This is a genomic window from Sphingomonas sp. GlSt437 (assembly GCF_048015635.2).
GTDB lineage: Bacteria > Pseudomonadota > Alphaproteobacteria > Sphingomonadales > Sphingomonadaceae > Sphingomonas.
On sequence record NZ_JBPGYA010000001.1, the window covers coordinates 1,463,257 to 1,477,126 of the forward strand.

The window sequence follows — 13,870 nt, forward strand, 5'->3', positions numbered from 1 at the left end:
CCACAGGAAGAAACGCTGTGAACGACCTCAACGTCATCGATCAGTTCATGCAGGCCTTCATCCGCTATATCGACAGCGGGTTCGGGCTGTTGGGCGGTGATGTCGGTTTCCTCAGCCGCACCCTGATCGCGCTCGACATCACGCTCGCCGGTCTGTTCTGGGCGCTGGGCGGCGAGGACAATGTGCTCGGCCGGCTGATCCGCAAGATCCTCTATATCGGCGCGTTCGCGTTCATCCTGAACAGCTTCTCGACGCTGTCGACTATCATCTTCGATTCCTTCGCCAAGGCTGGCCTGACGGCGGGCGGCGGAACGCTGTCGGCCGACGATCTTTTGAAGCCCGGTCGGCTCGCCGGCACCGGCTTCTCGGCGGCCTGGCCGCTACTCCAACAGGTCAATCAGTATCTCGGCTTCACTACCTTCTTCGACAACTTCCTGACCATCGTCGTGCTGTTGGTTGCGTGGGTGATCGTGATCCTCGCCTTCTTCATCCTCTCGGTGCAAATGTTCGTGACGATCCTCGAGTTCAAGCTGACGACGCTGGCCGGCTTCATCCTCGTGCCGTTTGCGCTCTGGAACCGCACCAGCTTTCTCGCTGAACGCGTGCTCGGCAATGTGGTCGGCTCGGGCATCAAGGTGATGGTGCTTGCCGTCATCGTCGGCATCGGCTCCAACTATTTCCAGCCGTTTACCGCCTCGCTGCAGGGCACCGAACCCGACATCGGCAAGGCGATGAGCCTCGTGCTGGCGAGCCTCGCATTGTTCGGGCTCGGCATCTTCGGACCTTCGATCGCCTCCGGGCTTGTCTCCGGCGGACCACAGCTTGGCGCCGGTGCCGCCCTCGGTTCGGTGCTCGGTGCCGGCGGAATAATGTATCTCGGCGGCGCCGGCGCGGTCGGCGCGGCGCGCGGACTTGCCGCTTCCGGCCTTGGCGCCGTGCGCGCCGGAACGGCAATGGGATCGGCGGCATCGACCGCCTATACGCTCGGACAGGAAGCCGCCGGATCGTCGAGCGTCGGCGCGGGACTCTCCGGGATGGCGAGCGCTGCCGGTGGTGCTGCCCGGTCACGCATGTCCGCCGCATTCGGGATCGGCGAAGCGGCCGAGGCCGGCCGCCAGGCCGCCTTCAATGCGCTCAGCAACCGGACGGCGGCGGCAACGGCTTCCGAAGGCGGCGCCGATGCCATGCCCGGATGGGCGCGTGCGATAAAGGCACAGCAATCCACCCGCCATTACGGCCAGACCGCCATTCACGCCGTCCAGCAGGGCGATCGTGGCGGCCACGGCGCCACCCCCGATATCAAGGAAAGGGACGACTGATGCTCTTCAAACGAGCGGTGCAGCGCTATGGGCGCACGCCGGCACCGGAAACACCCTATCAACGCGCCGGCCAGCTTTGGGACGAGCGGATCGGCTCCGCCCGGGTCCAGGCGCGCAACTGGCGACTAATGGCATTTGGCTGCCTGGGTCTCGCGACTGGCTTGTCGGGCGGCCTGCTCTGGCAATCGCTGCAAAGCCGGGTCGTGCCCTATGTGGTCGAGGTCGATCGGCTCGGCGAAGCACGGGCAATCCAGCCCGCCGATAGGACCTATCAACCGACCGACCCGCAGGTCGCGTGGTTCCTGTCGCGTTTCATCGCCGATGTGCGCACGGTTTCGCTTGATCCGGTGCTGATGCGGCAGGACTGGCTCTCGGCCTATGATTTCACGACGAAGCGCGGCGCGGTCTTTCTCGGCGACTATGCCCGTTCGGCCGATCCATTCGGACATGTCGGCGAGCGCACAGTCTCGGTGCAGATCACCAGCGTCGTCCGCGCGTCCGACAAGTCGTTTCAGGTGAAATGGCTCGAGACGTCTTATGAGCGCGGCGCAGCGACTGGGGTCGCGCATTGGACCGCGATCCTGACCGTGGCGATGGCGCCGCCGACCAGTGCCGACACGCTCCGCAAGAATCCGCTCGGCATCTATGTCGACGCGATCGACTGGAGCCGCGAACTGGAACCAGCCGCGACCAAGGCTGTGGCGACGCCGGCACCATCGGCGCCGCTGGCAAGCATCCCCGCCGGATCGCCGGTCGATCCGAACCTCGTTGCCCCGAACACCAATATAGAGGTCCAGCCATGAAATTCGCTTGTCTTGTAGCGACGGCACTTGCCGTGGCCGCGCCCGCGCTTGCCCAGACGACACCAACCACGACCGTGCCGGTATCGGCCGCGCCAGCTTCAGCGTCGGTCACTCCGGAAACGGCCGCAACGTCACCGGTCATCGTACAGCCTGTCGCCAGCACGCCGAAGACCACACAGCCGCCGCTACGCCATGTCTACCGGCCTCCGTCACCAGCCGAATTGCGCGTGCGCGCCGCTAATCGCGCGGCAACGCTCGAACCGGCGACCGGCGGGTATGTGAACGCGGTGCAGGTTTATCCCTATGGCGACGGCACGATCTATCATGTGTTCACCGCACCTGGGCAGGTCACCGACATCGCGCTGCAGCCGGGCGAGAACTTGGGCGCGGTCGCGGCCGGCGACACGGTCCGCTGGGTGATCGGCGACACCACGAGCGGCAGTGGCGATACAAAGCGCACCCATATTCTGGTGAAACCCTTTGCCAGCGGCCTTGCCACTAACGCCGTTGTGGTCACCGACCGGCGGACCTATCATTTGTCCCTGACCAGCACCGAGCACACCGCCATGGCAGCGCTGTCCTGGACCTATTCGGCGGACCAGCTAATTGCGCTCAAGGCCGCCGCCGATCAGGCACGCGCGGCCCAGCCGGTCGCATCGGGCCTGTCGGTCGATCAACTCCACTTCGACTATGCCATCACCGGCGACCAGCCGCCGTGGCGGCCGCTGCGCGCCTTCGATGATGGCCGGCAGACCTTTATCGAGTTTCCAGCGTCGATCGGCGTGGGCGAGGCACCGCCGCTGTTTCTCGTCGATGGCAAGGGTACCACAGCCCTCGTCAACTATCGGCTACAGGGCCGCTATTATGTCGTCGACCGCCTGTTCGACACCGCCGAATTGCGGCTGGGGCTGAAGCGCCAGGACGTCGTGCGGATCAGCCGGACCGGCCAACAGGCCAGCGGGCGGAGGGGGTCATGACCGAGGCTGCATCGGCCCGGCCCGCCAAGCTCGACCCCGAGACGCTCGCGATCCGCAGCCGGCCGCCACGTGCGATCCGGTTCAAGCGCGGTTTCATCATCGCGATAGCGGCAATCGGCGCGGTCAGTTTGACCGCGGTGACATGGTTGGCTCTCAAACCGCGCTTGTTCCAGGGTGCGGCGCCGCAGGAGGAGTTGTCACAACCCGCCGCGCGGCCGAACAGCGATGCCCTCAATGGCGCGCCTGCCACCTATGGTGACGTGCCGCGGCTCGGTCCGCCGCTTCCCGGCGACCTCGGCAAGCCGATCCTCGAGCGGCAGCAGCAACTCGCAGCGGGCACAAATCCGGGCGACCAACAGCTCCAGCAGACCGAGGCGGCAGAGCGTGAGCGGCGCCTCGCCGAGCTGAAGGCGGCGCGAGAGTCCGGCGTGCTCGTGCAGAATCGTCAAGCGCAGCCGACTGGCGAGACGGCAGTCACTCCGCCGGTGGCAACTCCGGCGAGCGAGCCGGGAAAGACATCGCTCGATCCGACAAGCGATCCCAACGCCCAGGGTCGCAAGGCCGCCTTCGTGGCGGCGCTGGACCCAAAGGGAGACGTTAATCCGCACGCGCTGACTCCGCTGCCGTCCCCCTATACGCTGTCGGCGGGAAGCGTGATCTCGGCCAGCCTGATCACTGGTCTCCGCTCCGACCTGCCTGGCCTGGTCACGGCGCAAGTGACCGAAAACACCTACGACAGCGCCACCGGCCGCTTGCTTCTGGTGCCGCAGGGCGCTCGGCTCATCGGGTCATATGACAGCGTCGTGGCCTTCGGCCAGAAGCGCGCGCTCATCGTCTGGCAGCGCATCGTCATGCCGGATGGGAGTTCGCTACGCATCGACAACGTGCCGGCAACCGATCCTTCCGGCTATGGCGGTCTTGCCGGCAAGGTCGACTTCCACACTTGGCAGCTGCTCAAGGGCGTGGTCCTGTCCACGCTGCTCGGCGTCAGCTCGGAGCTGGCGCTGTCCGGGCAGGGCGACCTCGTGCAGGCGATCCGCATGTCGACGCAGGACAATGTCGCGCGCGCGGGCGACCAGATCACCCAGCGCAGTCTCGACATCCAGCCGACGATTACCATCCGGCCCGGAGCACCGGTCAGGCTAGTCGTCCACAAGGATCTGGTGTTCGCGCCGATGCCAAGGGAGCAGTGACATGCCCGATCTCAAGCTACCCCAACTGCCCGATCGCAACCCGGTCAAGCTCTCCATATCGGTTATGCCCGATCTTCACGAGGCGCTCATCGCCTATGCGGCCGCCTACGCGCAGGCCTATGGTCGCGAGGAGCCCATCACCGAGCTTATTCCGGCGATGCTGGCGGCCTTTCTGGAGAGCGACCGCGCCTTTGCGAGGTCGAGGGGCGGGAAATGACTCCGGCCGAGCGTCCTGACCGACTGATAAAGCTCGACGAGGTCTGCCGGAGAGCAGGCCTCGGCAAGACAATGATCTATGGGTTGATCAAGCAGGGACGCTTCCCCGCGCCCTATAAGATCTCGCCGTATGCCGCGCGTTGGAGTGAACTCGAACTATCCGCGTGGATCGACGATGTGAAAGACGGGTTCGAGGGCAAGAAGCGCAAAGTCTGAGGTCCGAAGCCCTTGGCACCGGAACGGCTTTTTCGTGCCGCGCCACATTGTGTCGCGCGGCATTTTGGGCTATCTATACCGAGCCGACGAGACCGCTCCTAATCGTTGATTTTATGGGGATTTCGCCGCGTGGACCTAGGCGTGGACCCAGGGAAAATTGCGAACTCGATTACAGGCCTCAAACAAGGGCTTACCGATTGAGTTCGAATCCCTCCGTCTCCGCCAGCAGCTAATCAGGTAGCGCCCGATCTTGGGCAGGCACCCTCGCGCAGTTCTCGTTAAGTGCGCCTTGCGCCGCGCACGCTCCTGCGCAATCAGATGCCACCGACATGGGCGGCGGCCATCTCGCGGCGCGCATCTGCCACCTTCGCTTTGAAGGCTGGATTGGCGAGCAGTTTCACCGCGACCAGCGTGCCGAGAACATGGCTTGCCTCGATATCCGAGGGGAAGTGCACGCCGCAAACCTCGCGGCTTAATCCGTAATCGGCAGCGCGCCCCAGGATCTCGGCGGCGCGGCTGGGGAGCAGCGCGGCCAGCACGGTCCCCGTCGCATACCCGAGAATGCCATGGCCACTCGGATAGCTGTTGGTCGGCTTGTGCTCGGGCGCGTGCTCGCAGCTGGGGATCGAAGGATCGACGCCCCAGGGCCGCGTGCGGTGATAATAGGCTTTGCTCAAGTCAACGGCGGCAGTCGCTTCGGCCTGCACCTCTTTGAGCAACGCCCAGGTGACCGGCAGCTTTTCGAGCTCGAGCCCCAGCGTCTTGTCGAACAGACCAGGGTCTTCATGCTCCTGGTCCCACAGTGCTTGCTCATGCCGTGCCGGAGTCGATGCGGCGATAATCGCGCGCACCTCGGCAAGTTCGGCCTGTTCGTCAACCGAGCCGGGCGCCGGCGGCGCAGGCAACACGCGCGACGGCGCCACGTCGTCAGCCGTCAGATAATGCAGCTCATGCGGCGTTTTGGCGTGCGCGGCCGGAGCGAGAAGCGCGAGGGCCCCCAGGGCAAAGTGCCATTGGCGGACCATCGCGCTTCTCCTTCGTCCAGATGCCTCAGTAATTGGCGCGCAGATGGACAAGTACCTGGCGCGGCGCATTGAGGTTGAACTGATCGTCGACGCCATAGCCCGTCTTGCCCGAGGAGATTGCATAGATCGACCGATCATCGAAGACGTTCGAGACGTTCACGCCGATCTCGTAATGCTTCAGGAACGCGTAGTTCAGCGAGAAGTCCCCAAGGCTGTACGGCGCGATGCGGTAGTTGCGCGGACCGGCGCCCGAATATTCGGTCGCGTAAGCCGGCCCGGTGAATTTCTGCGCATAAGACACGCGCAGGCCCTGCCAGCGATAGATAAACCCGGCAGCAGCGGTCGAGAACGGCGCCTTGGCGACTTGCGCACCCGACGTCACGCTGCGCGCTTCGTTGTACGATCCGTTGCCGAACAGCGTCAGGCCATGCAGTGGCTCGACCGACACGCTTCCTTCAAAGCCCTTGTAGCGAACCTGGCCGATGTTGATCAGCAGCGTCGTGTCACAGCCTACTGTGGTGCAGGTGCCGATCTTGTTGTTGACGTTGATGATATAGCCATCGGCGTCGACCGAGATCTTGTCGCCATGCCAGACCGTGCCGATCTGATAGTTGGTCGTCGTCTGCGGCTTCAGGCTGGCCAGAGCCTGACCGAGCGAGGCCGAGGCCGAGTAGAAGCTCGACAGATCGGGCACATAAAAGCCCTTGGCATATTGGCCGTAAAACGCCCAGTTGGGCTTGAACTGCCAGTTGATCGTCGCGAACGGCAACGTCGTCTTCCACGTCGCTTCGGTGGCGAGCGGGGTGCGCGACGTCTGGTTGATGATCGCGCTGATCGCGCGCGTAAAGTTGACATACTTCACGCCGGGCGTGATCGACAGGTTGGCGAAGGGCCGGAATTCGAATTCACCGAACAGCTGGAACTGGTCCCAGCTCGACTGCTGATCATATCGAATATTGGCGAAGTTGATACCGGGCAACGCGCTTTGCGCCGCGGTGCCGTTGCCGTTGTTGAACTTCTCGTTGAAGCTGGGTTGCCCCGTCGTGCGGTCGAGATCGTACAGATGGCGGTTGGTGTAGCTGTGCTCGAACCAGCCGCCCGCACGAATCTTACCCCAGTGGAAGCTATAGTCGACCTGGCCGATATAGCCGAAATTACGGTAGCTGTTGAGCTTGTTATAGCCGAGCACATCGTTGGGCGCGGTAACGGTCTTGTAGGGCGACGCTACAGTTCCAGCGCCGGAGAAGCCCGTTACGACCGTTCCAGGGTTACCCGAATAGGTCTGATTTTCATACTGATAGGTATAGAGGCGGTTATCCAACGAGAAGCCACTGCCGAGATCGGTCTGCAGTCGGATGATCTCAAAGTCAGTATTTTTATCGGTCCGGTTGTACAGCCAATATTCGGTGCTGTTGGGGTTGTTGGTCAATCCATAATTGAACCCATAGGTGCCGATCAGCGACGTCGGCGAGCAGTTGTCGACGTTCAGCGTCGTCCCGGCCGGCGCGGGTGAGGCAGCGGTGTACTGGCCGCAGGTTGCGCCCTTGGTCACGTCTGACTGGTAATAATAATTGCGGTTATAGGTGCCCAGCAGCGTCAGCGTGTTGTGCGTACCGATCGGGATGACGCCCTTGAAGAAAATATTCTTGTCGCTCACCGGCGAATAGGTCAGCGCGCCGTCCGAGCTCAAATACTGGCCGGTGAGCAGGAACTTGGCGCCGCCCAGCTTCTCGATCGCGCCCGTGTTGATCGTCGCCCGGCCGATGAAGCTGTTGAAATTGCCGCCAATGCCCTCGACCGAGACGCCGGCATGATCCTGCACCGCGCGCGAATAGAGGTTGATGTTGCCGCCGAAAGTAGCCTGGCCGAGCTGGCTGGCGTTGCCCGGGCCGCGATCGACGACCACGGTTTCGATCGTGTTGGACGGGAAGAAGGCAGTCGAGTGGTGCGTCGGGTTATTGGTGTCAGCGAACGGGATCGAGTCATAAGTGACGTTATATTCGCCGTCCTGAAAGCCGCGGATCGTCGCCTTGGTTTCAACGAAGCCCGCGCCATTGGCATTGCCGGTGAGCGCGACGCCGGGCGTAAGGCCAACGAGCTGGAAGAAATCCGAGCCCGGATTGGCGGCCTGAATGTAATCCTGGCTGACCGCTGCCTGCGGCTGCGTCGTGGTCAGCGACACGGTGACCGGCGCGACCTGCGCCGCGCGCGAGCCGGTGACGATGATGTCAGACGTGGTCAGCGATTGCTTGTCGTTCGCCTGGCCGGCTTGGTCCGCGCTGGTGCTTTGCTGGTCGGCGGGAGCGGGCGCGGGGGCGGGCTTGGCCGCGTTATCAGCCGCAAGCGCCGGCGAGGAGAGGCACGCGGCGATACCGGCGAGCAGCGAATAGCGGAGTGACGAGCGCATTGATTGAGCCTCCCGAGGCGATAGGTTTAACCGATGCGCGGGAATGCCCGGGCCGTTTTACCACGGCCTTGTCATTGCCTCTCCTGGTGATCCCCCCAAAGAATCCCCGCGACGCGACGAGCCTCCTAAGCACGGGGCGTGACTCATTGGTGTCGGTTGCGTTGCGGTCCTGCGACGGGAGTCTAAATTTCAGTTAATGTTCGGCTGCTACCTCACACCGGCGCCAAGGTCGCCACGCACCCCGGCGCGCCGCCAATGCTGAGATCGAGCCGATGTAGCCGCGCGATCGCCGCGACAAGCGCGAGGCCAAGGCCGTTGCCCGGCAGATGCCGGCTCGCTTCGACGCGGTGGAAGCGCCGGGTGACGTGACCGCGCTCGGCAGTCGGAATGCCCGGCCCGGTGTCCGCGACGCTCAGCACGGGCCCCTCGCCCAACCTGATGTCGATATGGCCGCCATCGGGCGTGTATTTGATGGCGTTGTCGAGCAGATTGCCGACCGCTTCGAACAGCAAATCCGCATCGCCTTCATAATCAAGCCGCGCGGGCATGGTGCGCGCAATGGTGATGCCACGCTCGGTCGCTGCCGCTTCGTGCAGATCGGCAACATCTTCCACCACGCGCACGAAATCGATCTGGCGGAAGCCGGTGCGCCGTGCGCCTTCGTCGATCTCCGAGATGCGCAGCAGTGCATTGAACATCGCGATCATCGCCTGGATTTCGTCGACAGCGTTGGCAATGGCGGCAGCTTGCTGTGCCGGGTCGGCTTCAGCCGTGTTGGCGCGGTGGACCGTGGCGAGCAGGCGAGTGAGCGGCGTGCGCATGTCGTGCGCGATATTGTCGCCGGCGGACTTAACCGCGGTCATCAACCGCTGGATTTCATCAAGGGTGCGATTGACCTGGCTGGTCAGCTCGTCAATCTCGTCGCGCCGGCGCGACATCGGCAACCGCGCGTCGAGCTGGCCCGCCATGATGCGCTGCAACCCCTGCGTCAGCTGTCGCAGCCGCCTGTCCTGCGCCGCCGCGAGGCCGATCGTGCCGGCGATGCCGAGCAGCAACACGATCGCCCCGGTCCAGAACATCGCGTGCATCAACTCGGCCGCGAACGCCTGGGTCTGGCGCAAATCCTGGGTCGCGACGAACTGGTCGCCATTATCGAGCCGCCGCACCATCAGGCGCAGCGGCGCCTGGCCCCAGCTGGTGGGGGCGTTGACCTCGATCGGCACGCCCGAGGCAAGCCCGTTGGGCAAGGCCAGCACATCGCCGCCCAGCCGCTTCCCCCGCCCGTCGAACAGAGCGAAGGCGCGCTGATGGCTGACATCATGGATATTGTGCGTCGACACGCGCTTGAGCAGCGAGGCGCGATCGATGGCGGGATCGAGTGCGCGGCCAGTCTCACGCGCCAGCCACTCGTCGGTCTGCGCATCGAAATAGGCGATCGAGCGATAATAGACGAACCCGAACAACGTCGCCGATGCCGAGCCGAACAGCAGCAGGAACAAGAGCGCGAAGCGCGCGCTCGAACTACGACTCCAGCGCCTGAGCGCCTCTGTAGACATAGCCAATTCCCCTCAGCGTTTCGATCAGCGGCGGCGTGTCGGCGCGCTCGATCTTGCGCCGCAGCCGAGTGATATGCACGTCGATGACGTTGGTGCGCGCGTCGTAGCGATAGCCCCACACCTCCTCGAAAATCATTGCCCGCGTGACCGGGCGGTCAGGCCGCCGCGCGAGGTAATCGAGCAATTGCAGCTCGCGCGGCTGCAGCTCGATCTCGACCCCATCCACCCAGGCGCGGCGAGCCGCTGAATCGATCCGCACGCGGCCGGCGTCCAGCGTCGCACTATTGCCTTGCGCACGCCCCCGCCGGACCAGCGCATTGACGCGGGCGGCAAGCTCGATCGGCTCGAACGGCTTGGCGAGATAATCATCGCCGCCGGCGCGCAAGCCCCGCACGCGATCCTCCAGCGCCGACAAGGCGCTCAGGATGAGCACCGGCGTCGTTGCACCATGCGCGCGCAGCATGTCGAGCAGGCCAATGCCATCGATGCCGCCGGGCAGCATGCGATCAAGCACGATGCCGTCGAAATCGGTGTCGCGCGCGAGCAGAAACGCCTGCGCCGCGTTATCGGCATGCGCGACGTCCATCCCCTCATCGTGCAGGATCGCCGCGATGGCATCGGCCGACCCGGGATCGTCTTCCACGACAAGAATGTGAGTCATCGGTCAGGCAGTTCCGAGCGGGTTACCGCTTGCCTGTGTTACCGGCGTGTTAAATTCTGATGACGCTATCCGGCATCGGGCGCGCCTGCCCAGAGGCTAAAAGCGACGACCGAACAGGCCGCGCTGGATCGGCGGGCGCGGCAGATCGTCAAAAGTCAGATAGCCGCGCTGATCATAATCGAGCAGCGCAAAGCGCCGCTCCGCCGCCGCGCGATTTTCGGCAAGCGTCACCGTGCCATCCAGATTGGCATCCATCGCCGCGACCGGCTCGGGGATGTTGATCAGGCTATACGCGCCCGCGCCGCTGATCGGCTGGTCGGGCCCACGCTGCGTCGATGGCGTATCATCCCCCTGCGATACCGGGATATTCGAGAGGTCCTGGCCGCCGCCGCCCGCAAAATTCTGCCGGCTGCCGCCACCCCGATGACCACCGCCGCGACGGCCACCGCCATCGCCGCGGCCACCTCCCAATGGCGGTGCTTCGCCGGTCAGGATTTCGGGGACGAGATCGCGCTCGTAGCGCGTGATTTCGGTCGCATCGATGCGCAGATCATGATCGACATCGAGCACGTCGAAAAAGCGCCGGAAATCGGCCTCGAATTCATGGCGGTCGATCTTGCCGTCATGGTTGGTGTCGGCGCGATCGAACCACGTCCGGCTGGGGTAAGGCGCGCCACGGTCGGCACGGAACGGCTCACCCGACGGCGCGACGAACAATTGCCCGCGTGACACTTGCCGGCGATGCTGGTCGACCGGCGCTTCGGGCAGGCTCGGAAAGAAATGCAGCTTCTTGTCGGGTGCAGCCGCGTCGGTTGGCGGCGCCGGCGCGGTAGGCGAAGCGGGTGCGGTTTGCGCGCTTGCGGCGGTCGCGAGCGCAACGCTGAAAGCACAGGCAACAGACAAACGACGCATCTCAATCCCTCAATCAGCGGCTGGCAACGCACCGCATCGGCGCCACGATTGCCCGCCCGGCCGGCCAAAGGCGAGCGAAAAATGCGCGACAACTGTGTCAGGTCGGCGCCATGAAAAAGGGGCCCGGTTGCCCGAGCCCCTTTCGTCGTCAGTCGATGAGGCCGCGATCAGTCGCGATCGCCGGTCAGGAAGGCAGGGGCAAATTCGGGCGCGGGGCCATCATCGTTGCCGCCTTCCGACCGCTCGCGGCGCGGCCCGCGATCACCCCGATCGCCCCGATCCCGACGGGGACCGCGATCGCGACCACCACGGCCGCCATCGCCGTCACGACGCGGACCACGATCGCCGCGATCCCCCCGATCAGCACGCGGTTCGCGGGCCGGGCGGGTGTCTTCGAGCTCTTCGCCGGTTTCCTGGTCGACGACGCGCATCGACAAGCGCACCTTGCCGCGCGGATCGATCTCGAGCACCTTGACCTTGACTTCCTGGCCTTCGCTCAGGACGTCCGACACCTTCTCGACGCGCTCGTTCTTGATCTCCGAGACGTGGACAAGGCCGTCCTTGCCGCCCATGAAGTTCACGAACGCGCCGAAATCGACGAGGTTGACGACCTTGCCGTTGTAGATCTTGCCCACTTCGGCTTCCTCGACAATGCCCTTGATCCAGGCAATCGCGGCTTCGATCTGGCTGTGGTCGGACGACGAGACCTTGATGACGCCGTCGTCATCGATGTCGACCTTGGCGCCGGTGGTCGCGACGATCTCGCGGATCACCTTGCCGCCGGTGCCGATCACGTCACGGATCTTCGACTTGTCGATCGTGAAGGTCTCGATGCGCGGCGCGTGTGCCGACAGCTCCGAGCGAGTCTGGTCGAGCGCCTTGGCCATTTCGCCCAGGATGTGCGCACGGCCTTCCTTGGCCTGCGCCAGCGCGACTTTCATGATCTCCTCGGTGATGCCGGCGATCTTGATGTCCATCTGCAAGGACGTGATGCCCTCGGACGTGCCCGCCACCTTGAAGTCCATGTCGCCGAGATGGTCCTCGTCACCCAGAATGTCGCTGAGGACCGCGAAGTCCTTGCCTTCCAGGATCAGGCCCATCGCGATGCCGCTGACCGGGCGCTTGATCGGCACGCCGGCGTCCATCAAGCTCAAGCTACCGCCGCACACCGTCGCCATTGACGACGAGCCGTTCGACTCGGTGATGTCGCTGGTCACGCGGATGGTGTAGGGAAACTCTTCCTTGCTCGGCAGCACCGCGTGCAGCGCGCGCCAGGCGAGCTTGCCATGGCCGATGTCGCGGCGGCTGGGGGCCCCGAAGCGACCGACTTCACCGACCGAATAGGGCGGAAAGTTATAGTGCAGCATGAAGTTTTCGTAGGACAAGCCGTTCAGGCCGTCGATCATCTGCTCGGCATCCTTGGTGCCCAGCGTCGTGGTCGCGATGGTCTGCGTCTCACCACGCGTGAACAAGGCCGAGCCATGCGCGCGCGGCAGAAAGTGGACTTCCGCCTCGATCGGCCGGATTTGCGTCGTCGTGCGCCCGTCGATGCGCTGGCCCGACTTCAGGATCGCGCCGCGGACGATCTCCGCCTCGAGCTTCTTGACGGTCTTGATCGCGACCATCTGCTCCTGCGGGGTCCTGTCCGCCATCGCCGCCTTCGCCTTGTCGCGCGCGGCGTTGAGCGCGTTGGCGCGCGCCGACTTGTCGACCAGCTTGTAGGCCGCCTCGATATCCTTGCCGATCAGCTTCTTGAGCTCGGCCTTGACCGCGCCGGCATCGTCGCTGACCTTGAGCTCCCACGGCTCCTTGGCGGCTTGTTCGGCGAGGTCGATGATCGCGTTGATCACGCTCTGGCTGGCCTTGTGCGCGAACATCACCGCGCCGAGCATGACCTCTTCCGACAGCTCCTTGGCTTCGGATTCGACCATCATCACCGCGTCATGCGTCGCGGCGACGATCAGGTCGAGCTTGCCGTCCTCAACGAGCGCGTCGGTCGGATTGAGGATATAGTCGCCATCCTTATAGCCGACGCGCGCCGCGCCGATCGGGCCCATGAAGGGCACGCCCGACAGCGTGAGCGCAGCGGACGCCGCGATCATCGCCAGGATATCGGGCTCGTTCTCGCCGTCATAGCTCAGCACCTGGGCGATGACGTTGATTTCGTTGTAGAAGCCTTCGGGGAACAGCGGCCGCACGGGGCGGTCGATCAGGCGCGAGATCAGCGTCTCACGCTCGGTCGCGCCGCGCTCGCGCTTGAAAAAGCCGCCCGGAATGCGCCCGGCGGCCGAATATTTTTCCTGATAGTGCACGGTGAGCGGGAAGAAATCCTGCCCCTCCTTCACCGACTTGGCGGCAGTTACGGCGCACAGCACCACGGTTTCGCCGAGCGTCGCGATAACGGCGCCATCGGCTTGACGGGCAACCTTGCCCGTTTCCAGGGTGAGGGTCTGCCCGCCCCACTGGATTGATACGGTCTTCTTGTCGAACATTTGATTTCCTTCACACCGGCCGCCCTATGCGGACCGGGGCCCGTATGGGTCCGCCCATCGGACCCGTTGGAGAGCCGGTTCTGGCTCGTGGGA

At 64.4% G+C, this 13,870-nt stretch carries 12 protein-coding genes; 6 read left to right on the plus strand and 6 right to left on the minus strand.

The features are described 5' to 3' along the window. The first annotated feature begins 17 nt into the window (after positions 1-17). The 6 genes from trbL to ACLB0R_RS07215 are packed head-to-tail and all read left to right on the plus strand — an operon-like array spanning position 18 to position 4,724. Complete coding sequence (trbL, locus tag ACLB0R_RS07190) at positions 18-1,319, plus strand: P-type conjugative transfer protein TrbL (protein WP_416642048.1); 1,302 nt, start codon at positions 18-20, stop codon at positions 1,317-1,319. Beyond that, entirely contained in the window at positions 1,319-2,122 is an 804-nt protein-coding gene (gene trbF, locus ACLB0R_RS07195; protein ID WP_416642047.1) for a conjugal transfer protein TrbF, read from the plus strand. The genes trbL and trbF overlap by 1 nt, the downstream gene beginning before the upstream one ends. Next, positions 2,119-3,099, plus strand: a complete 981-nt coding sequence (trbG, locus tag ACLB0R_RS07200) for a P-type conjugative transfer protein TrbG (protein ID WP_416642046.1) — start codon at positions 2,119-2,121, stop codon at positions 3,097-3,099. Before trbF ends, trbG begins: the two co-directional genes overlap by 4 nt. Next, positions 3,096-4,292, plus strand: coding sequence for a TrbI/VirB10 family protein (locus ACLB0R_RS07205; protein ID WP_416642589.1), 1,197 nt, complete (start codon positions 3,096-3,098; stop codon positions 4,290-4,292). Before trbG ends, ACLB0R_RS07205 begins: the two co-directional genes overlap by 4 nt. Before the next feature lies 1 nt (position 4,293). After that, the gene (locus tag ACLB0R_RS07210) at positions 4,294-4,509 is read left to right on the plus strand and encodes a DUF2274 domain-containing protein (RefSeq protein ID WP_416642590.1); all 216 of its coding nucleotides are present in this window, start codon (positions 4,294-4,296) and stop codon (positions 4,507-4,509) included. Then, on the plus strand, positions 4,506-4,724 hold the full coding sequence (locus ACLB0R_RS07215) for a helix-turn-helix transcriptional regulator (RefSeq protein WP_416642591.1): 219 nt from the start codon (positions 4,506-4,508) through the stop codon (positions 4,722-4,724). Before ACLB0R_RS07210 ends, ACLB0R_RS07215 begins: the two co-directional genes overlap by 4 nt. Positions 4,725-5,038: 314 nt before the next feature. Here ACLB0R_RS07215 and ACLB0R_RS07220 read toward each other — a convergent pair whose 3' ends face one another. From ACLB0R_RS07220 to pnp, 6 genes are all read right to left on the minus strand, one after another. After that, positions 5,039-5,749 carry an acid phosphatase gene (locus tag ACLB0R_RS07220; RefSeq protein WP_416642592.1) on the minus strand — a complete coding sequence of 237 codons (711 nt, stop codon included), beginning with the start codon at positions 5,747-5,749 and terminating at the stop codon, positions 5,039-5,041. Between the two features lie 25 nt (positions 5,750-5,774). Next, positions 5,775-8,156: a TonB-dependent receptor gene (locus ACLB0R_RS07225; RefSeq protein ID WP_416642593.1), complete on the minus strand. Its 2,382-nt coding sequence runs from the start codon at positions 8,154-8,156 to the stop codon at positions 5,775-5,777. A gap of 212 nt (positions 8,157-8,368) precedes the next feature. Further along, positions 8,369-9,712, minus strand: coding sequence for a sensor histidine kinase (locus ACLB0R_RS07230; protein WP_416642594.1), 1,344 nt, complete (start codon positions 9,710-9,712; stop codon positions 8,369-8,371). After that, complete coding sequence (locus tag ACLB0R_RS07235) at positions 9,678-10,373, minus strand: response regulator transcription factor (protein WP_416642595.1); 696 nt, start codon at positions 10,371-10,373, stop codon at positions 9,678-9,680. Before ACLB0R_RS07235 ends, ACLB0R_RS07230 begins: the two co-directional genes overlap by 35 nt. 96 nt (positions 10,374-10,469) lie before the next feature. Beyond that, positions 10,470-11,285: an EF-hand domain-containing protein gene (locus ACLB0R_RS07240; RefSeq protein ID WP_416642596.1), complete on the minus strand. Its 816-nt coding sequence runs from the start codon at positions 11,283-11,285 to the stop codon at positions 10,470-10,472. 167 nt (positions 11,286-11,452) lie between these two features. Further along, positions 11,453-13,777, minus strand: coding sequence for a polyribonucleotide nucleotidyltransferase (gene pnp / locus ACLB0R_RS07245; RefSeq protein WP_416642597.1), 2,325 nt, complete (start codon positions 13,775-13,777; stop codon positions 11,453-11,455). Positions 13,778-13,870: the final 93 nt, after the last annotated feature.